A 19,930-nucleotide genomic window follows, 5' to 3' on the forward strand; every position below is an offset into this window, starting at 1 on the left:
AGTTATTAAATAGGCTGCCCGCATGAAGACACTCTGCGGGCAGCCTTATTCATTCATCCCTCGATTTATCCGCATACGATGCCAGAAGGCAAAGAAATACTCCTTGGTCGCACCCTCGATGAGCTTACCGAGCTGGTCACCTCCCTGGGCATGCCCCGCTTCACGGGCAAGCAGATAGCCCAGTGGCTCTATGACAAGCGCGTCACTTCCATCGATGAGATGACGAACCTCTCCAAAGCCAATCGCACGCTCCTCGCTGAGCGCTATACCGTCGGTCGTACGGCTCCCGTGATGAGCCAGCTGTCGAAGGACGGCACGCGCAAGTACCTCTTCGCCGTCTCCACAGGGGGGCTTGTCGAAGCAGTCTTTATCCCCGATAAGGACCGCGCTACGCTCTGCATCTCTTCGCAGGTGGGCTGTAAGATGGACTGCCTCTTCTGTATGACGGGTAAGCAGGGCTTCAAGGGGAACTTGTCCTCGGGTGAGATCATCAACCAAGTCCTCTCCGTCGAGGAATCCGCCTCGCTGACCAACGTCGTCTATATGGGTATGGGCGAGCCGCTCGACAATGCGACGAACGTACTGAAGAGCATCTCCGTCCTAACCTCTGCGTGGGGCTTGGGCTGGTCGCCTAAGCGCGTTACCCTCTCTACGGTAGGTGTGCGCCGTGGCCTCGAGCGCTTCCTCAGCGAGACGACCTGCCATCTGGCGGTCAGCCTGCACAATCCCTTCCACGAAGGGCGTCTGGAGCTGATGCCTGCTGAGGGTGGTCTGCCACTGGAGGACACGCTGCAGATGATCCGCGAAGCTGACTTCACGGGGCAGCGCCGCGTCTCCTTCGAGTACATCGTCTTCGACGGGGTGAACGATAGCGACGAGCACGCTTCGGAGCTTGCTCGCCTCCTGCGTGGGATCCCTTGCCGTATCAACCTCATCCCCTTCCATCAAATCCCTGATGTGCCCCTGCGTCCGCTCTCGCGAGATAAGATGGAGCACTTCAAGCGCCAGCTCGAGTCACGCGGCTACACCACGACGATCCGCACCTCCCGCGGTGAAGATATCTCTGCTGCCTGCGGTATGCTCTCGACCAAGGAGCAGATGGCTCGTGGCGGCTCTGCACCACGCTAATCCCTCCCGCCCGTGATCCTCCAGCGTCTGCACCTCCTGCACTTCAAGAGCATCGCCTCGGCCTCCTGCACCTTCTCCCCCAAGGTCAATTGCTTCATTGGCCTCAATGGGATGGGGAAGACTAATCTGCTGGATGCGCTGCACTACCTCTCTTTCACCAAGAGTCACCTCTCGATCACCGACAGCCTCGCCGTGCAATACGGGCAGGAGGCTGCCGTGCTTGATGCCGTCTACCGAAGCGACTTCGGCGACGAGCGTCAGCTGCTCTTGCAGATCCGCCCCGGGCATCGCAAGGTGCTCAAGCGCAACAAGAAGGAGTACCCTAAGCTCAGCGATCATATCGGTGCCTTCCCGCTGGTCATCGTCTCGCCACAGGACTACCAGCTTATCCTCGGGGGGAGCGACGAGCGTCGCCGCTTCGTCGACAAGCAGCTCTCCCAGCAGGATAGTGTCTACATGGCGGCACTTGCACAATACCACCGCATCCTTGAGCAGCGCAATGTGCTCCTGAAGAGCCAGCGTGCCGATGATGCCGTCCTCGAAGTCCTTGATCTACAGCTCGAGCAGGTCAGCCCGCTCCTCTACGAGCGTCGTGCAGCCTTCGTGCGTGACTTCATTCCTCTTTTCCAGCAGTACTATACCGCTATCAGTGGCGGGCAGGATCGTGTGAGCCTCGTCTATACGTCGTCGCTCGCTGAGCACGGGGGCCATTGCTTCGAGCTCCTGCGTGAGGCCCGTCAGCGTGACCGCCTCATGGGCTATACGACTATAGGTCTGCACAAGGATGACCTGCAGATGCTCCTCGGCGAAGAGCTCATTCGCAAGGTCGGGAGTGAGGGGCAAAATAAGACCTTCCTCATCGCGCTGAAGTTCGCTCAGTACGCACTGCTCTCGGCGACCAACCCCGAGCGCCCACTTCTCCTCTTGGATGATATCTTCGACAAGCTCGATGCTGAGCGTGTGGAGCGCATCATCCGTCTGGTCGGAGGGAGTGATTTCGGGCAGATCTTCATCACGGATACGAACCGCAAGCACCTCGACGAGATCGTCACGAGCTGGGGCGAAGACTATCGCCTCTTCGAAGTGTCCTCGGGCGAAGTGCGCTCTATCGACTCCACCCCCACTCATGAAGCAGAGTAAGACCGTGCTCCTCGGCGAAGCCATCGCCTCGCTGTGGGACGACGACCCCGATATGTATGAGCAGCTCTTGGTGCATCGTCTGCGAGACTACTTGCCTGAGCTCTTAGGGCCGATGTACCGCTGGCTTCAGGAGGTACGCTTCGATGAAGGGGTACTCCGTCTGCAGGTCTCTTCATCTGCGGTACGGCAGGAGCTGGGCTTCCAGCAAGCCGAGCTCCAGCGCAAGATCAACGGCCACCTTGGTGCCGAGCTCGTGCGCTTCATTCAGATTTACTAAGGGCAAACGAGCCCGCTTCTCCCAATGCTCTTCGGCTGATCTACTGCGGTAGGTCAGCCTTTTTTATGTGCGCTCGTCTGTGACCTCACGGGAGGGGGGATGCGAACCTATATTGGTCGGCGGGCTGACCTATATAGCTTCGTACTTCGACCTATATTGGTCGTATCCATGACCTATATTGGTCAGCCCGCCGACCAATATAGGTTCGTTTATCACCCTCAGCGAGAAATTTTTTTGAGCGTGGCAGGATGTTTCTGTATGGTGGGGGTAAGTCGCTGTGTATGATGGGGTAGTGCTTTCTCTTCGCTCGGGTGGATAGCCCTCCATTGAGTGGTGTCGTGCGGGCATTTTTGAGGGGCGTGATTTGGAGTTTTCAAAAAGAGCTTTACCTTTGCACCAATCGGAAGGATGTCCGTCTTGGATAATTCACCTTCCTCCCTTCACTCAAAAGAAAAGAAGACTAATAGCTATATGCAACAAGTCCAGTCTATGATGATTATGCGAATGTATGCTGACACGATGATGTGGCTCAGCATGATGACGCATATCCATAGGCGAAGTAGCTTGTTGTATACCTGTTAGTATATAGCATACCCATACAAAGAGTTTGTAAGAAGCGCTTCTTCGTTGTATATATTCACCTCCAAATTCACCAATTCGCTAATGAGAAAGAGTTTACTAAGCCTGTTGCTCCTGGTTCTCTCCGTAGGACTTACCTGGGCACAGAAGCAGGTAGCCGTGACTGGGATAGTCGTTGCGGCTGAGAACAATGAACCGATCGACGGTGCTTCGGTCATCTGCGTTGAGCACCCCCGTAGTGGGGCCCTCACCGACGCGAAGGGGAAGTTTACCCTCCGTCTGCCCGAGGGAGCGAAGACCCTGCGTATCTCCTATATTGGTTATGGCGCCGAGACGGTCGCTGTCGTAGCAGGTAAGGAGCTTCGCGTCCAGCTCAAGAGCACGGAGAAGACGCTTGATCCACTGGTCGTATCGGCCTACGGTGTCCAGCGTAAGTCCTCCCTCACGGGCGCTACCTCCAGCATCAAGGCTTCTGAGCTTGCCAATGCCAAGGTAGAGTCCATCGATAAGGCCCTCTCGGGTAAGGTCTCGGGTATCCGCGTCGCTTCACAGACGGGTAACCCTGGGTCAGCTGGAACGGTCCAGATCCGTGGGGTAGGGAGTATCAACGGGACTACCGAGCCTCTCTACGTCGTCGACGGGGTGCCTGTCACGACGGGGAACTATGGTATCGGCGGCTATTCGTCCAACATCCTTGCCTCCATCAACCCTGAGGATATCGAGTCGGTCTCAGTGCTCAAGGATGCTGCTTCCGCTTCACTCTACGGCTCACGTGCTGCTAATGGTGTCGTGCTCATCACGACCAAGCGCGGTAAGCAGGGTAAGACGAGCTTTAGCTTCAAGGCCAATACCGGCTTCTCGCGTATTGCTACCAATGCCTTCGAGCTGATGAATGCTAACGAAGCCTTCGACTACCAGCGCGAAGCCCTCATCAACTACGAGCTGTACCGAGCTGATGCCCTCCTGCCCACTGGGTCGCAGTACGCTCAGCGTGCTGCGCTCCGTCAGCAGCTCGAGGCGAAGTACACCGATGCCGCCGTCACGGATGAAGACCTTCTGGTGAAGAGCCGTACGACGGCTACCGACTGGCGCAAGGTACTCCTCGGAAAAACGGGTCGTCTGAGCGATGTCAGCCTCTCCGCTTCGGGCGGGGTTGATGCTCTACGCTACTTTGCTTCGCTGGGCTACAATGATGTGACGGGTGTCACGCCCTTCGGTAGCTTCAAGCGCTACTCAGGTCTTCTGAACCTCGATAACAAGGCTACTAAGTGGCTCAATCTCTCCTTCAAGGGACAGGTATCCTACACCTCACAGGAGGGTAGTGGTGACAACTCCGGTCAGAGCAGCAGTGTCTCGCTCTCGCAGCCTACGATCCTGACGCTCCTCTCGGCTCCCGACCAGCCTGTATATAATGCGGACGGTAGCTACAATCAGAATGTCGCACCTATGAAGGGTACGGACAATCCGCTGCAGATCCTTGATCCCACGTACATCACGAATCAGCTGGGTACGCTCCGCGGTATCGGTGGTGTCAATGCTCAGGTGACCTTCACGGATTACCTCAACTTCAAGACGACGAACTCAATCGAGTACACGCTCCTCAAGAGCTTCGAGTATGTAAGCCCCAATACGCAGGACGGCCGTCGTGTCGGTGGTCAGGGTGTCCGCTTCTCCAATGAGCTTGTCGTCAAGACGACCTCTAATGTCCTGAACTTCAACCGTGACTTCACCAAGCATCACGTCGATGCTCTTGCCGGTATCGAGGCTCAGAGCTTCGACCAGCTCCGCTACGGCTTCTCGGTCAATAAGTACTCTACGGATAAGCTCCGTGAGCTCGGCAACGGGCAGGTCGTTGATAGCGAGAGCAATCGCTACGGGAGCTTCCTCCTCTCTTACCTCGGCCGTGTCAACTACAGCTATGACAATCGCTACTACCTCGGTCTGAGCCTGCGTGATGATATCTCCTCGAAGCTCGGTAAGAACAAGCGCTCGGGTGTCTTCTACAGCGTATCGGGTGCCTGGAGATTTGGCCGTGAAGCCTTCCTCAAGGACAATAACTTCCTGACCGATGCTAAGCTCCGTGCTTCCTATGGTACCAATGGTAACCTCCCTGACGCCGAGTACAGCTGGAGAGGGCTCTATGACTTCGGTGGTAACTATGGCTCTGAGTCCGCTATCTACCTCAATCAGCTGGCTAACCTCGACCTCGGCTGGGAGAAGAGCCGTAGCCTCAATGTCGGTCTTGATCTGACCTTCGCACGCCGCTTCGCTCTGAGCGTGGAGTACTTCAATAAGTACACGACCGACCTCCTGATGTCCGTACCTGTCTCGTACAACCACGGGGTACCCAACTATCAGGCCAACCGAGGTGAGCTCTCTAACCGCGGTATCGAAGTCGAGCTTCACGCATCGAACATCCTTAGCTCCAACGCCTTCCGCTGGGATGCTGACCTCTCGCTGACGAAGATCCGCTCTCGTGTAGAGGCGCTCCCCAATGGCGACATCATCACGGGTGCTGGTAACTACCTCTACCGCCCAGGTGTAGACATCTATACGTTCTACCTCCGCAAGTTCCACGACGTGGAGAAGGAGACGGGTCTGGCTCGCTTCGTCATCGACCCCACGAAGGACGCTACGGCTGACAACCTCACCTACTACTCTTCTCAGGCAGCATTCACTCCCACCAAGTCTGCTTATCCTAAGCTCTTTGGTGGTCTGACGAATACCTTCTCTTATGGTGGCTTTACGCTGAGCACACTCCTGACCTACCAGTTCGGCGGGCACTTCCTCGACCACTTTGAAGGCTTCGCTATCTCGGACGGCGCACGTACGATCTCGGTGAACTCAAGCAAGGATCTGGTCGGTAACTACTGGACGCCTACCAATACGACGGCCTCCAACCCCCTGCCTATCCTGAACAATCCACTCTCGAGTGCACGTCTGGCCTCGACGCGCTTCCTCCACTCCTCGGACTTCGTCCGCCTCAAGGAAGTGGCGCTGAGCTACCGTCTTCCCAGCTCGCTCACCAAGGCAGTCCACGTCAATTCGGCGAGCGTATCACTGACGGCGAACAACCTCTTCTATCTCTACGCAGCTACCAAGAATAAGGAGCTCGAGACGCCTCTCAATGGTTTCCGTACGGCCGATATCCCTGCTCTACGCACGGTGAGCTTCGGTGTGAATGTTGGTTTCTAACGCTTATCCCAGTATCCAGATGAAAAGATTTCCATTATATATCCTGCTGGCCTCCTCTGTCCTCTTCACCTCCTGTGAGAAGGAACTGAATCAGCTCCCCTCGGGCTCCCTACCCTCTGAGGAGTCTGTCTCCTCACTGAGTGGCCTGACTAGTGCCGTGCGTGGCGTCTATTCGCGCCTCAATACCCGCTATGGCTACAGCGGCGAGACCGCTATCTTCGCCGATGGACGCGGGGGCGACGTGAAGATCGTCGTAGGGAGCTACAATCACTCGACGGCTATCCACCAGTTCCTCACCGACAAGTCTTCGGGCTTCTCGGCAGGGGCTTACCAAGCCTTCGCCACGACCTCCAGCCGTGTCAATGACATCCTGCAGTATGTAGGCTCGGTGGAGAAGACGCTCAGCTCATCCGAGAAGACGCAGTTCAATGACCAGGTAGCACAGCTCTACGCGCTGAGAGGCCTGGCACACCTGGAGCTGGCACGTCTCTTTAGCCATATCCCCACCACGGGCGTGAACCTGGATGCGGCCTATTCGGGTATTCCCTTGAACACCGCCGTGCATCCCGTTGGCTACCGCTTCCAGCGTTCTACGCTCCGTGAGACCTATGCGCAGGTCATCGCCGACCTGACGAAGTCCCTCGAAGGGCTGAGCAAGAATAAGACGCTCAACTCGGGCGCTATCAACTACTGGGCTGCTGCAGGCCTCTTGGCTCGTACCTACCTCTACCTCGGTGATTGGCAGAACGCCTATAAGTACGCCAGCGAAGTCATCTCCTCCAGCCCCTACACGCTCTATAGCGTAGCAGACTATCCCTCGGTCTGGGGCAAGCAGGGGACGTCGGAGTCCCTCTTTGAGGTGCTCACCACGGAGAAGTCCAACGCCGGGCTCAATAGCCTCGGGGGCTATACCAACCCTGGGGTGTACCCTGAGTTCGGTGCTGCTGATGACTTCGTCACGTGGGTGCAGACGACCCGCTCCAATGACGTCCGCGCACAGCTCATCAGCGAGCGCTCTAAGGCAGGTGGCGTAGCGAAGGCCTACTATACCACGAAGTACGTGGGTCAGGATGGCGCTTCGAACGCTACGGCGATGAATAACTTCAAGGTCATCCGCCTCTCTGAGCTCTACCTTATCGCTTCGGAAGCCCTCTTGCGTGGGGCTACGGCGAGTGACGGGAAGACGGCAGTCGACTACTACAATACGCTGCGACGCAACCGCTTCTCCAGCTATACTGCCGCTACCTCGGTGACGCTGCAGGATATCCTCGATGAGCGCCGTATCGAGTTCTTCTGCGAAGGACACCGCGCCTTTGACCTCCTGCGCAATAAGCTCAATCTCACCAGCCAGTACGTCTCGGGTGGTACGGTCAACTACCTCGACTGGCGCACCATCGTCGAGCTCCCCGAGCGAGAGAAGAACATCAATCCGGACCTCGTAGTCCGTGCCGCACAGTAGGCTTACACGCTCTACTTGTTAGTGAAAAAGGTAACACGCCCCCAGCAGCCTCGGCCGCTGGGGGCGTGTTGTATCTATACCCTCGGGGAGGGTCGTGGTTTGAACCTATATTGGTCGACGGGCTGACCTATATAGCTTTGCTCTCCGATCTATATTGGTCGCATCCGTGACCTATATAGGTCAGCCCGCCGACCAATATAGGTTCACTCACCTCCTTCATCGTGATCGTTGCTTCGCTCTCCGTAGATGGCCTATTCATAGGGACTTGTGCTGGAGGGATGATGGGGTAGCCTGGAGGAGCGAATGAAGGGGCTATGGGGGACGAATATCCCGAGGTGTATGAGTGAAGCGCGGAAGGGTATTGTTATTCGAAGTCTTTTTCGCTAACTTTGAGGTGAGGGTTACGAAGGACTCCCTTAGTGCTCTTACCATAACTCATGTCACACTCCCCCTCGGGGAACTAAAAGCTATTCAACTATGGACATCCGAATTCAAGCCATCCACTTCGATGCCACAGAGCAGCTCAAGGCCTTTATCCAGAAGAAACTCGAGAAGCTGACCCGCTTCGCCGATGATATACAGGCCGCCGAAGTCGTCCTAAAGGTTGTCAAGCCCGAAGTATCCAATAACAAGGAAGCCTCCATCAAGCTCAAGGTCAATGGTGCAGACTTCTTTGTCGACAAGACAGGCAACAGCTTCGAGGAATCTGTCGATCTCTGTATCGACGTCCTGAAGCGTAAGCTCGAGAAGCACAAGGAGGCCTAAGCCCCCAGCCCTCGCCTTGAGGGCACACGCGACTAACTCTTGCCCCCACTGAGTCCCCCTCAGCTGGGGGCAACTCATATATATAAGGTAGCGATCGCCCCCAACTGCCTCCCCCGAGAAGTGCCATTTGCTGTCCTCCTGGAGTGGTAGGGTAGGAGACGTGAGAATAGCGTGATTTTCGCGCCCCTTGTGATAGGGCAAGTCGTTCGTGTATAGGTGCTTGAGTATAAATACTGTCAAAGTGTTAGGACTGCAGTGCACGAAGCGGTATCACGTAATGCTTTAATGTGTATATTTGCTACTACAAACGGCGACAAAGCATATGGACGAAAGACGCATCGCACGTATTCGTGAGATGGAGACCGCACTCAACGAGTGGGTCGACCTCGGCAACAAGGGGGAAGAACTCCTTGAGGAGATGACGGCTCATCTCCCCAGCCTGGAGCGTCTCGTCGCCTACTACAGCTCCCCTGACTGGATGCGTGACCACGATGCCAGCAATGAGGGACTCCTCCCACCAGATCTTCCCCACGGCGTCCTCAGCGAAGATGCCGTCTTCGACCTCCTCACACAGCTGTATGGCTTGTGCGGGATCGTGAAAGACATAGAGCAGCGCCTCGGAAAGATACCTTAGAGTAAAGTTAGGGTAGCCGTACCTCCCCAGCCCTTGGAGCGGCGCACTACCCCCGACTATATGGTACACAAACAACTACATTAAGAACACTATGCAGCAGTACACCCTCAATCCCATAGCACGCGCTATCGGGAAGGCTCCCAAGGACTTCACCAAGGAAGACATCACCAAGTACATCCTCGACAACGACATCCACGAGCTCAACTTCCGCTATACAGCAGCTGATGGGCGTCTCAAGGAGCTGAACTTCGTCATCCAAGATGCTGAGTACCTCGATGAAGTCCTCTCCTCTGGTGAGCGCGTAGACGGCTCCAGCCTCTTCCCCGGTCTGATGGAAGCCGGCTCCTCTGACCTCTATGTAGTGCCTAAGTTCTCCTCGGCCTTCTTGGATCCCTTCGCTGTTCAGACTACGATCTCCTTCTTCTGCGCCTATATGGATAAGAACGGCCAGCCTCTCTCGGCTGCTCCCGACGAGATCCTGCGCCGAGCTGCTCAGGCCTTCCGCGAAGTGACGGGCGGTCTAGAGTTCTACGCTATGGGCGAGCTCGAGTACTACGTCATCGGCGATAAGGAAGACGCCTACGAAGCAGTAGACCAGCGTGGCTACCATGAGATGGGTCCCTTCAGCAAGCAGATTGACTTCCGCACTCAGGCTATGCGTATGATCTGCGAGTGCGGTGGCCAGATCAAGTATGGCCATGGTGAAGTAGGGAACTTCACGGCTGACGGTCTCAACTACGAGCAGAACGAAATCGAATTCCTCCCCGTACCCGTCGAAGAAGCTGCCCAGCACCTGCAGCTCGGTAAGTGGATCCTCTTCGAGCTCGGCTGGAGAATGGGTCTCAAGGTAACCTTCGCTCCTAAGATCATCGTCGGTAAGGCTGGTAGCGGTATGCACGTCCACACGAAGATCGTCGACAAGAACGGCATCAACCAGTACGTCGACCAGGCTGGCGAACTCACGGCTACTGCTCACAAGGCTGTCGCTGGTATGATGAGCCTCGCTGCTTCGCTCACCGCCTTCGGTAACACGAACCCCACCTCTTACCTGCGTCTCGTACCTCATCAGGAGGCTCCTACGACGGTATGCTGGGGTGACCGCAACCGCTCGGCTCTCGTGCGTGTACCCCTTGGCTGGAGTGCAGACGTCGATATGTCCAGCATCATCAACCCCCTCGAAACGCCCAGCAAGAAGCGCTACACCAATAAGCAGACGATCGAGTTCCGTGCCTCCGACGGCTCGGCTAACCTCTACCTCCTGCTGGCTGGTATCTGTACGGCAGTACGCCACGGCTTCGAGATCGACAATGCTGAGCAGCTCGCTAAGGATACCTATGTCGCTGTGAACATCCACAAGGATGAGTTCGCTGGCGCTGTAGCTCATCTGGATAGCCTGCCTGCTTCCTGCGTCGCATCGGCCGAACGTCTGCGCCAGCACCGCGCTATCTACGAAGCTCGCGGTGTCTTCGATCCTACGACGATCGATATGCTGATCCGCAACCTCGAGGCTTATCAGGATGCTGACCTCCGTGCTAAGGCACAGGCTGATCCTCAGTTCCTCAAGGAGCTTGTAGAACGCTACTTCTACTGCTAAGGCGCTCCCTCCGTCTAAGCATCAGATAACGGGCAGCCCCCGCTACTCCATCGGAGTGGCGGGGGCTGCTGCATTTAGGGTGTTATGGGGAGCGAGGGCGCTATGCGCTTAGAAGCGGGAGCGCATAGCCTCGGCGTTCTTGCTGGCTTGCTTGTCTTGGAGGTGAGCACCGAAGGTATAGGTCAGGCTGGCCGTGAGCATATTACGCATGCCCATGTTGATGACCTCGATGGTATTCCCTTCTGTAGTCATGGTCGTACGTGGGTCGGGTGAAGCGATATTTGTGATACCCATCTGCAGACGAAGGCGCCCATTGAGGAGGCTGTAGTTGAGGCTGACGCTGGAGTAAACCTGGCTGCTTGTACGTCCAGCACCAGAAATCTCGGGAGTCCTGTAGTTCAGATAGAAGTTCCCGCTGAAGCTCTTTGTGTGGTTGAAGAAGAGTGTGCCGTTGAGGCTTGCACTATAGGAAAGACCCTTGTCCGCATTGAGTGGGTGCCCGTTGTAGGCAACGGAGGAGGTAGTGTAGCCAATCTGATGACTGATGTAGCACTGCAGGAAAGAGAGCGAGTGGAAGAAGTAGCTATTCTGTAGCCCGACGTTGTACTTTGTCTCGGCATTGTCGATCAGATAGCGTACAGCGCTTGTGTGGGGGTCGAGGAGGGCAAGGGGCGTGATGCCGTCCCAGCTGTAGTTAGCGAAGGCCTGGAAGTTCAGTGAGCCGTCGAGGGTGTAGCCGAAGGTGAGTGAGCCTTGCTTGGTGGGGCGCAGGTCTTCCTTCCCAGAGATGGTGCTGTACTGGTTCTCATACAGAGGATAGGGGGATAGCTGGCTGAAGTGTGGGCGGTCGAGGCGGATTGTTCCTTCGAAGCTCAGAGCGTGACGCTCACTGGGGGTGAAGCCGAGGTAGAGCGTGGGGAAGAAATTGACGTAGTCTCGTGTCTTGAGATCAGGCTCTCCCTTCACCTTACCTGCGGTGTGGGTGTACTCCATACGCAGCCCTCCACGGAGGTTCCACTTGGCTGAAAGTGGCTGGGTGATGTCGGTGTAGAGCGCATAGACGTGCTCATCGAAGAGGATGGCATCGGTACGTGCACCGAGAGTCGTGTGGGCGAAGTACTCGTTGTGGTTGTCTGTACGGCTCCAGGTACCCTTTGCTCCGAAGGCGAGTATGGTCTGCCCTAAGGGTAGGGTGACGTCCACGTTCGTCAGGTAGGAATGCACTCGCTGTCCCTTGTGTCCCTTGTAGGAGAAGTCGCTACCAGCTACAGGCGATCCGTCGGCGAGGTAACCCGTGGAGGCAAAGCGGTCATCCGAGGAGGTGCGCGAACCTACGTAGTCAGCGTCCCACGAGATTTTGCGCCCTGGAGCTTTGGCAAAGGTCTTCTCGAGGTGGAGGTTGAGTGCGGTGTAGGCTTCATGTTCGATCTCTGAGGCTGTCCCAGGTAGGCGGAGCAGGAGGTTGTGGCTACCATCGGGGCGGATGGAGTAGTTGCGCGTCTCGTTCGTGCGGTCTATCTGCGTGCTGTTGGGAGTATAGGTGGCAGTGAAGCCTACTGTGAGTTCGGGGTTAATCGTGTAGTCGAGACCGCCTCTGATATTGAGGCTACGCGTCTGATAGTCGAAGAGGGAGGTGCTGGCTGAATAGAGCTGGGTCGAGGGGGCGGTACGGTAGGTATCGAAGGTCCCGATGGTGTTTGGGTGGGAACCGTCAAGGTTGAGTGAAGCGGATATACGACCCTGCTTGTAGTTGAGCCCTGTCGAGAGGCTGGGGCTGACACGGCCCTTGAAGAGAAAAGCATCGGCCGAGATGTTCCCACCGAAGTAGTCGTTCTGAGCTTTCTTCATCACGATGTTCAGCACACCAGCATTGCCCTCCGCCTCATACTTGGCTGGTGGGGTGGTGAGTACCTGTACTTCGGCGATGTCGGACTGGCTGTAGGAGCGAAGCAGGCCCGTGAGGGCTTCGCCCGAGAGGCGTACGCGCTTGTCGTTGATGAGGATGATGGCCTTACCACGACCGATGATGGAGATACCTTCGTCAGTGACGCTGAGCCCAGGGGTGCGCTTGAGGACGTCGAGGGCATTCTGCGCCCCAGCGCTGATCTGCTGGGCGTCGAAGACGAGGCGGTCTGCCTGACGGGTGATGATGGGGCGGCGGCCACGCACCTCGACGCCGCGGAGCTGCTGGGTCTCTTCGCTGAGGAGGAGCTCGCCGAGGTCAAGGCCTGTGGCGGGGAGGGTGATGGTCTTGTACTGACCTTGGTAGCCCAGAGCACGGAGCTCGAGGAGGTAGGTGCCAGCGGAGGCCGTGAGGGAGAAGGTGCCGAGGGAGTCGGTTACGGCACCCGTGACGAGGGTGCTGTCGGGGAGCCGGCGCAGTAGCGCATTACCCATGTCGATGGCTTGGCGGTCGCTTGCGCGCAGCAGGATACCCTGGAGTCGTGCGTCGCCCGTGTTCTGAGCGAAGGTGCTTCCCGTGCCCAGTGCGAGGGCGGTGAGGAGTAGATGAAGGCGTTTCATAAGAAGTTTGCGGTGTAATGGATGATTATTACACCGCAAATATAAGCACTTTCTTTTGATCTGTACAAATGTATGGTACACTCCTTCGTATTTCCTGCTCTCGGGCGGGAAAGTAATAACCCCCGACAGCCCAGGACGGGCTATCGGGGGTTAGGTGCTATACGCTGGATGATCGTGCGGGGGCGGTGTGTGCGCTAAGACTTCTTGTTGAAGATGACCTCCTGCAGGGGTAGCTCGGTGAAGGTGGGGAAGGTCGAGCCAGGAGCGACCTCGGCATCCGAGGTGACGAAGCCTGCGGAGATGGACGTCCCACGGACGATACCGCGGAAGGAGCGGAGGATCGTTATCTTGCCGAAGGGCGTGGTCTTCGAATAGTCATCGATATAAATCGTGTCGCCAGCGAAGTGGCAGGGGATGTCATACGTCAGGGTACCCATAGGAGAGCCCTCGTAGTTCAGGCTTAGCTCGACGTCCTCGGGACTATTGAAGTGGAGGGTGAAGATACCCGTGCTGTCGCACCATTCGGTGCCTTGGAGGTGGTGTTTGTCTTCAGCTGTGGAGGCTTTCTGGGCTCCCTGGCATGAGCCGAATAGGAGTGTGAGGGTGAGCGCTCCGAGGGAGAGGGAGCGGAAGCAGGCGTGTCGTGTCATCGTCTTTCTGTTGTGTCGTTCCGTTGCAGGTGAGAGATGGACTGGGGATGGTACTCAGTAGCCCCAGCATATAGGGGCAAAGGTACACGCTTTCCCCGCCTTCTGCAATCCTCATTTTTAGGTATTTCTTCCTCCTCATGCTACGGGCAAGGCCTTCATCCATCACAGCGGTTTTTCTTATTCAGTAGCGGGAAAAAGTAGTAGTCCCGTGAGGAAGTATGTAGCTTCCCATAGTGGTATTTCTCTATCCACGTACGTAGTCTTATCGGCCAGGTATCTAAATCCAAATGTCCACGTACGTAGTCCTTAGATCTACGTACGTAGATCGAATGAATCCTCCGCAGATCTGTAGGTTTTCCTCGTATGCGTAGGCGTTCATACCATTATTACTTCCAGCTTTTTCCTCCGCAGAAATGCACCTGCATACTACTACTACTACTATGCGGTGCGTATCGCAGGGCACTGTGTCAGCGTCTGTATAGATAGGGGCTTAGCGATTTGCTCCCAAAGAGGGGGCTTTGAGTGGCGGAGATGGGGCGTGTGAGTAGCTGCAGGGAGCGGGCCTCGAGGAGGTGGATGCAGGGCGTGTAAGTGATAGGCGACGAGGTGCTTACGTTCGTCAAAATATTTATTTAGTCGGCCCCTTGGAGGGGCGGAGTATTTGCCTTTACTTTGTCGTGGAGTCCTGCTCGATGCTCTCTTTTGGTACCCTTCACCTCGCCCAGTTCCTCCTTATATATACGTATGCTGGTAGGGTAGGGGGCAGGAAGAAGCGGAGCGCTCCACCCTGCATTTATTCATTTTATTCATACCACACGACGATGAAAACACCTATCATCTCTTCGTCTGCTGCTGCCCAGTCCAGCGTGCCCTCCCTCATCTTCCGTGCCTATACGGTCAAGGAGCTTGCCTGTCTCTACTTCCCACAGAAGACGGCTACGGGAGCCTCCCGCTCCCTGCGTGCGCTCATTCGCCACGACCCCGAGCTACTCTCCCAGCTACGTGCCCAAGGCTATCGCCCGCGGGTGCACTACCTACCGCCCTCTGCCGTGCAGGTACTACTCGAGCATTTAGGCACTCCGGAGGAGTTCTACGAGATCCTTCGCAAGGCTTAGCGGACGCTTATTCCATGGGAGCGGTACGGGCCAAACGAAATATTTGACTATCTTTGCACCACAATTAAGAGGACGTGTGCGCCGTTATAGTCATGCCGTAGGGCATAAGAGTCCGCACCCCTCCAATGGATTGGTTGGGTAGCTCAGCTGGATAGAGCAATAGCCTTCTAAGCTATCGGTCCTGGGTTCGAATCCCAGCCCAATCACACAAGCTCCCCCCACTCAATATCCCTTACATCACTAAGATACTCTTTGATGGGGTTGGCTTTGGGCTCTTCGCCATCATCTCTGTAGCCACCTCTGGCTACCATTTATAGTCTGATATATTATCCCTTGGGTGGCTGATCCCTCCCAAGCACTTCGGGTCGTCAGGGGCGTCTGTAGGGCGCACCCTCATCGCTCTCGTAGCCACTACCCCAAGTCCTTGTGTCGATCAGTCTCCCTATGACATCCGTCCTGAAGGAGCCCCCGCCCCCGGGGGATAGTACGTATTCATAATCAATATGCAACGATACAATATCACCGAGCTGTCCAGCAAGACGCTGGAGGAGCTCCAGGAGATCGCCCGAGAAATAGGCTTCTCTCCCGATGCCTTCCCCGAGAAGCGCGAACTGATCTACGAGATCCTGGACCAGCAAGCCGTCACCGTCGCTGAGACGACGAGTGTCAAGCGCAAGCCTGGTCGCCCTCGCAAGTCCTCTTCTGCCGAAGAGTCTACCCATGAAACGCCCAAGTCTACCCCCGCTACCTCTTCTGCTCCCGCTGATGACGCCCCCGAAGCCTCGAAGGACGCTCCCGAAGTAGAGCAGCCAAAGCGCAAGCGTGGTCGCCCCTCTAAGGCTGAAGCACTGGCACGTGAGCAAGCCCTCTCGGCCGTAGCCAAGGCCTCCGAAGAGCATGCTAAGGATCCCGAAGCGATCGCTGTCGAGGAGCCAGCAGCTCCCGCCCCCAAGCCCATCCGTGGCGCCCGCACGTCGGCCTCCGCTGCGAAGCCTGCTGCCAGCCCTGCTGTCACCGTAGAGCCTCGTGTCGCTGAAGCTGCCCCCGCAGCCGCTAAGGAAGGCGAAACTCCCGCAGCAGCACCTGCGCAGAGCCCCGCCCGCATGGTCTTCCGTCACAAGGATAGCAAGTCTGTCCTTGACGAGATCCTGCCTACCCTCAATACGCCCCAGCCCCAGCCCAAGGTGCGTCAGCAGCAGCCCCAGGCTCCTGCTCAGCCCCAGGCACATCAGGTACAGGTGCAGGCACAGCAGCCTGCCGCGCCTAAGGCTCAGCCCGCTGTGAAGGCCGTCGCTCGCCCCCAGCAGGAGTTCGACTTCTCGGGTATCCTCGAGTGCTCCGGCGTACTGGAGATCCTGCCCGACGGCTATGGCTTCCTCCGATCTGCGGACTACAATTACCTCCCTTCGCCTGACGATATCTACCTCTCGGCAAACCAGATCAAGCAGTGGAGCCTACGCCCTGGTGACCTCGTCGAGGGCTTCATCCGTCCTCCACAGGATGGCGATAAGTACTTCCCCTTCGATACGATCACGCGTGTCAATGGGCGTACCCCCTCAGAGATGCGCGACCGCGTACCCTTCGACCACCTCACGCCGATCTTCCCCGATGAGAAGTTCCGCCTCGAGTCTACCAATAACCCTGCTGTACAGGACAAGATCGCGATGCGTATCGTTGACCTCTTCGCTCCTATCGGTAAGGGCCAGCGTGGTCTCATCGTCGCACAGCCCAAGACGGGTAAGACCGTCCTGCTGAAGAATATCGCTAACGCTATCGCAGCCAACCACCCCGAGGTCTATATGATCATCCTCCTCATCGACGAGCGTCCTGAGGAAGTCACCGATATGGCTACCAGCGTCAATGCCGAGGTCATCGCTTCGACCTTCGATGAGCCTGCTGACCGCCACGTCAAGATCGCCGAGATCGTGCTGAACAAGGCTAAGCGTATGGTAGAGAGCGGTCAGGATGTCGTCATCCTCCTCGACTCGATCACGCGTCTGGCACGTGCCTACAATACGGTACAGCCTGCCTCGGGTAAGGTGCTCTCCGGTGGTGTCGATGCCAACGCCCTGCAGAAGCCCAAGCGCTTCTTCGGTGCTGCGCGTAACATCCGCGGTGGCGGTAGCCTGACGATCCTCGCTACGGCCCTGCAGGAGACGGGCTCGAAGATGGATGATGTGATCTTCGAGGAGTTCAAGGGTACGGGTAACATGGAGCTCCAGCTCGACCGTCGTCTGGCGAATAAGCGTATCTATCCTGCCGTCGACCTCGTGGCCAGCAGCACGCGCCGCGATGATCTCCTGCAGGATCAGACGACTCAGAGCCGTATGTGGTCTGTGCGTAAGGTCCTCTCGGAGATGAACCCCATCGAAGCGATGGAGAACGTCAAGAACCTCATGCTCCGCACCAAGGATAATGAGGAGTTCTTCGCCGAAGTGAATAGCTAATCACAGAGGTAGTGGCTTAGTCCAATAGTTCTCTTATCTTTGTAGAGTAAACACAATTACTACTAACACAAAATATCCTATCGCACAATGAGCAAGATCGGTATTTTCTACGGCTCTTCTACGGGCTCTACCTCCGAAGTAGCACAGCGTCTGGCTAAGGCCCTCGGCGCAGAAGCTAATGTCTATGATGTCGCTGGCGCAGACGCTGCTGATGCAGCTGCCTTCGATGTCCTCCTCCTCGGTTCCTCTACGTGGGGTATCGGTGACCTTCAGGACGACTGGGAAGACTTCCTCCCCAAGCTCGCTGAGCAGAGCCTCGCTGGCAAGAAGGTAGCTCTCTTCGGCTGCGGTGACGCTGATAGCTATCCCGATAGCTTCTGCGAAGCCCTCGCTAAGATCCACGAAGGCCTCGCTGGTACGGGCTGCTCCTTCATCGGTGCTTACGAGCCCGAAGGGTACAGCTACGATGCTACTGAAACGGAACAGGATGGCAAGCTCATCGGTCTCTGCCTCGACGAAGCTAACCAGTCTGACCTCACCGACGAACGTATCGAAAAGTGGGTCGCTCTGCTGCAGTCGCAGTTCTAAGAGCGAGCGCTTAGCACGACCAATATCAGTTGCCCTTCGGCTGTCTCCCACACGGGGGTACGGCCGAAGGGCAACTTTTTGTATCTTTAGGGTATAGTTAGTTAGCTCGCTATTCATCACTATCATCATCAAATACACTATGAAGCAAACGACACTCCTCGCAGCCTTTGCCCTGGCTGTCACGGCCTGGGCTACTCCGTCTGCTGAGGCTTGCTCCGACCTGATCGTGGGCAAGAAGGCATCGGTCGACGGCTCCGTCATGATCAGCTACTCGGCCGACTCGCACACCCTCTACGGCGACCTCGTACATTATCCAGCTAAGGCTTGGGGCAAGGGCCTCATGCTTCAGATCCACGAGTGGGATACGGGCAAGCCCCTTGGCTATATCCCTCAGGCCGCTGTCACCTACAATGTCGTGGGGAACATGAATGAGCATCAGGTAGCCATCACCGAGAGTACTTGGGGTGGACGCAAGGAGCTCCACGATCCCTCGGGCGTCATGGACTACGGTAGCCTCATCTATGTGGCACTGCAGCGCTCCCGCTCAGCTCGCGAAGCGATTCGTGTCATGACCGACCTCGTCCGCGACCACGGCTACTACAGCTCGGGTGAGTCCTTCACCATCGCTGACAAGAACGAAGTCTGGATCATGGAGCTTATCGGCAAGGGCCCCAAGAAGAAGGGCGCTACGTGGGTAGCTATCCGCATCCCCGATGACGCTATCGCAGCTCACGCCAATCAGGCACGTATCCACAAGATCCCCTTCGGTGACAAGGAGAACTGTATGTACGAGAAGGACGTAGTCAACGTAGCTCGTGAGAACGGATGGTTCAAGGGCAAGGATAAGGACTTCGACTTCCAGAAGGCTTACAACCCCTATGACTTCAGTGGTCTGCGTGCTTGTGAAGCCCGTGTATGGAGCTTCTTCCGCACCTTCGACAAGAGCATGGACAAGTACAAGAAGCACATCATGGGTGATGCTTCCGAAGAGCCCATGCCTCTCTACGTCATCCCCGACCGCAAGGTGAGCCTCGCTGACGTCCGCGAAGGGATGCGCAACCACTACGAAGGCACCGAGCTCTCGATGACGAACGACCCCGGTGCTGGTGCCTACAAGGTCCCCTACCGCTGGCGTCCTATGACCTTCAAGAGCGAAGGCCGTGAGTACTTCAACGAGCGTGCTATCGCTACGCAGCAGACGGGCTTCGTGCTCATCGCTCAGATGCGTAGCTGGCTGCCCGATGCTGTCGGTGGTATCCTGTGGTTCGGCGTCGACGATGCCAATACGGCTGTCCTCACGCCTATGTACGCCTCCATCACCGAGATCCCCGAATGCTACCGCCGTGGCAACGGGAGTATGACGGAGTTCAGCTGGACGTCTGCCTTCTGGATCCACAACTGGGTAGCTAACATGGCTTACAACCGCTATGAGCCTATGATCCGCGACATCCGCCCCGTGCAGAAGGAGCTCGAAGATAGCTACGTCGACCTGGTGAAGAACACCGATGCTAAGGCTCTCGAGCTGCTGAAGAGCAGCCCCGCACAGGCCACCGCTTACCTCACCGAGGTCTGCGGTAAGGTAGCCAACGAGGCGACCGCTCGCTGGAAGAAGCTCGGTGAATACCTCCTCGTCAAGTACATGGACGGTAACGTCAAGAAGGAGAAGGACGGCAAGTTCGAAGAGAACGGCTACGGCCAGATCGTCTCGCCCAACTTCCCCGGCTACAGCCAGGAATACTACGACCAGGTCGCTAAGAGCGAAGAAGCCAAGCACCTCGAGGTCCCCAAGAAGGATAAGTAATCGTACCTAATCTACTGAGGCTACAAGGATCTATG

General features: G+C 56.7%; 14 protein-coding genes and 1 tRNA gene. 13 read left to right on the forward strand and 2 right to left on the reverse strand.

Annotation, left to right across the window (positions count from 1 at the left end; translation table 11 throughout):
- The first annotated feature begins 78 nt into the window (after positions 1–78).
- The 8 genes from rlmN (at position 79) to HMPREF1121_RS07235 (ending at position 10,771) form a co-directional block, all read left to right on the forward strand.
- Complete coding sequence (gene rlmN / locus HMPREF1121_RS07200; RefSeq protein ID WP_044115576.1) at positions 79–1,128, forward strand: dual-specificity RNA methyltransferase RlmN; 1,050 nt, start codon at positions 79–81, stop codon at positions 1,126–1,128.
- A gap of 12 nt (positions 1,129–1,140) precedes the next feature.
- Positions 1,141–2,268: a DNA replication/repair protein RecF gene (locus HMPREF1121_RS07205; RefSeq protein WP_044115577.1), complete on the forward strand. Its 1,128-nt coding sequence runs from the start codon at positions 1,141–1,143 to the stop codon at positions 2,266–2,268.
- Positions 2,255–2,545 carry a DciA family protein gene (locus tag HMPREF1121_RS07210; protein WP_044115579.1) on the forward strand — a complete coding sequence of 97 codons (291 nt, stop codon included), beginning with the start codon at positions 2,255–2,257 and terminating at the stop codon, positions 2,543–2,545. Before HMPREF1121_RS07205 ends, HMPREF1121_RS07210 begins: the two co-directional genes overlap by 14 nt.
- 663 nt (positions 2,546–3,208) lie before the next feature.
- Positions 3,209–6,319 (forward strand): SusC/RagA family TonB-linked outer membrane protein, encoded by a 3,111-nt coding sequence (locus HMPREF1121_RS07215; protein ID WP_052353646.1) that lies wholly within the window; start codon positions 3,209–3,211, stop codon positions 6,317–6,319.
- Positions 6,320–6,338: 19 nt separating this feature from the next.
- Positions 6,339–7,778, forward strand: a complete 1,440-nt coding sequence (locus HMPREF1121_RS07220; protein ID WP_044115581.1) for a RagB/SusD family nutrient uptake outer membrane protein — start codon at positions 6,339–6,341, stop codon at positions 7,776–7,778.
- Positions 7,779–8,255: 477 nt separating this feature from the next.
- Positions 8,256–8,543 carry a ribosome hibernation-promoting factor, HPF/YfiA family gene (gene hpf / locus HMPREF1121_RS07225; protein WP_009433670.1) on the forward strand — a complete coding sequence of 96 codons (288 nt, stop codon included), beginning with the start codon at positions 8,256–8,258 and terminating at the stop codon, positions 8,541–8,543.
- 322 nt (positions 8,544–8,865) lie between these two features.
- The gene (locus HMPREF1121_RS07230; protein WP_044115582.1) at positions 8,866–9,177 is read left to right on the forward strand and encodes a DUF4298 domain-containing protein; all 312 of its coding nucleotides are present in this window, start codon (positions 8,866–8,868) and stop codon (positions 9,175–9,177) included.
- 91 nt (positions 9,178–9,268) lie between these two features.
- Positions 9,269–10,771 (forward strand): glutamine synthetase family protein, encoded by a 1,503-nt coding sequence (locus HMPREF1121_RS07235; protein WP_044115583.1) that lies wholly within the window; start codon positions 9,269–9,271, stop codon positions 10,769–10,771.
- 108 nt (positions 10,772–10,879) lie between these two features.
- Here HMPREF1121_RS07235 and HMPREF1121_RS07240 read toward each other — a convergent pair whose 3' ends face one another.
- Both HMPREF1121_RS07240 and HMPREF1121_RS07245 read right to left on the reverse strand, forming a co-directional pair.
- Positions 10,880–13,294 carry a TonB-dependent receptor gene (locus HMPREF1121_RS07240; RefSeq protein ID WP_044115584.1) on the reverse strand — a complete coding sequence of 805 codons (2,415 nt, stop codon included), beginning with the start codon at positions 13,292–13,294 and terminating at the stop codon, positions 10,880–10,882.
- A gap of 194 nt (positions 13,295–13,488) precedes the next feature.
- Positions 13,489–13,944: a hypothetical protein gene (locus HMPREF1121_RS07245; RefSeq protein ID WP_044115585.1), complete on the reverse strand. Its 456-nt coding sequence runs from the start codon at positions 13,942–13,944 to the stop codon at positions 13,489–13,491.
- 821 nt (positions 13,945–14,765) lie between these two features.
- Here HMPREF1121_RS07245 and HMPREF1121_RS07250 point away from each other — a divergent pair.
- The 5 genes from HMPREF1121_RS07250 to HMPREF1121_RS07270 all read left to right on the forward strand — a co-directional run bounded on the left by HMPREF1121_RS07250 (position 14,766) and on the right by HMPREF1121_RS07270 (position 19,895).
- The gene (locus HMPREF1121_RS07250; protein ID WP_052353647.1) at positions 14,766–15,059 is read left to right on the forward strand and encodes a DUF4248 domain-containing protein; all 294 of its coding nucleotides are present in this window, start codon (positions 14,766–14,768) and stop codon (positions 15,057–15,059) included.
- 132 nt (positions 15,060–15,191) lie between these two features.
- Positions 15,192–15,265: transfer RNA gene (locus tag HMPREF1121_RS07255), tRNA-Arg, on the forward strand.
- Positions 15,266–15,562: 297 nt separating this feature from the next.
- Positions 15,563–17,506: a transcription termination factor Rho gene (gene rho / locus HMPREF1121_RS07260; RefSeq protein WP_044115587.1), complete on the forward strand. Its 1,944-nt coding sequence runs from the start codon at positions 15,563–15,565 to the stop codon at positions 17,504–17,506.
- Between the two features lie 87 nt (positions 17,507–17,593).
- Complete coding sequence (locus tag HMPREF1121_RS07265; RefSeq protein WP_044115588.1) at positions 17,594–18,094, forward strand: flavodoxin; 501 nt, start codon at positions 17,594–17,596, stop codon at positions 18,092–18,094.
- Positions 18,095–18,233: 139 nt separating this feature from the next.
- Entirely contained in the window at positions 18,234–19,895 is a 1,662-nt protein-coding gene (locus HMPREF1121_RS07270; protein WP_044115589.1) for a dipeptidase, read from the forward strand.
- Positions 19,896–19,930 lie beyond the last annotated feature (35 nt).

Source organism: Porphyromonas sp. KLE 1280 (assembly GCF_000700805.1).
In the GTDB taxonomy this organism is placed as follows: Bacteria; Bacteroidota; Bacteroidia; order Bacteroidales; family Porphyromonadaceae; genus Porphyromonas; species Porphyromonas pasteri.

Bases quoted from the DNA above. Each gene is read 5' to 3' on its own strand.
- HMPREF1121_RS07230 (WP_044115582.1), top strand. From the start codon at position 8,866: ATGGACGAAAGACGCATCGCACGTATTCGTGAGATGGAGACCGCACTC.
- hpf (WP_009433670.1), top strand. From the start codon at position 8,256: ATGGACATCCGAATTCAAGCCATCCACTTCGATGCCACAGAGCAGCTC.
- rho (WP_044115587.1), top strand. From the start codon at position 15,563: ATGCAACGATACAATATCACCGAGCTGTCCAGCAAGACGCTGGAGGAG.
- HMPREF1121_RS07270 (WP_044115589.1), top strand. From the start codon at position 18,234: ATGAAGCAAACGACACTCCTCGCAGCCTTTGCCCTGGCTGTCACGGCC.
- rlmN (WP_044115576.1), top strand. From the start codon at position 79: ATGCCAGAAGGCAAAGAAATACTCCTTGGTCGCACCCTCGATGAGCTT.
- HMPREF1121_RS07245 (WP_044115585.1), bottom strand. From the start codon at position 13,944: ATGACACGACACGCCTGCTTCCGCTCCCTCTCCCTCGGAGCGCTCACC.
- HMPREF1121_RS07215 (WP_052353646.1), top strand. From the start codon at position 3,209: ATGAGAAAGAGTTTACTAAGCCTGTTGCTCCTGGTTCTCTCCGTAGGA.
- HMPREF1121_RS07240 (WP_044115584.1), bottom strand. From the start codon at position 13,294: ATGAAACGCCTTCATCTACTCCTCACCGCCCTCGCACTGGGCACGGGA.
- HMPREF1121_RS07265 (WP_044115588.1), top strand. From the start codon at position 17,594: ATGAGCAAGATCGGTATTTTCTACGGCTCTTCTACGGGCTCTACCTCC.
- HMPREF1121_RS07210 (WP_044115579.1), top strand. From the start codon at position 2,255: ATGAAGCAGAGTAAGACCGTGCTCCTCGGCGAAGCCATCGCCTCGCTG.
- HMPREF1121_RS07250 (WP_052353647.1), top strand. From the start codon at position 14,766: ATGAAAACACCTATCATCTCTTCGTCTGCTGCTGCCCAGTCCAGCGTG.
- HMPREF1121_RS07220 (WP_044115581.1), top strand. From the start codon at position 6,339: ATGAAAAGATTTCCATTATATATCCTGCTGGCCTCCTCTGTCCTCTTC.
- HMPREF1121_RS07235 (WP_044115583.1), top strand. From the start codon at position 9,269: ATGCAGCAGTACACCCTCAATCCCATAGCACGCGCTATCGGGAAGGCT.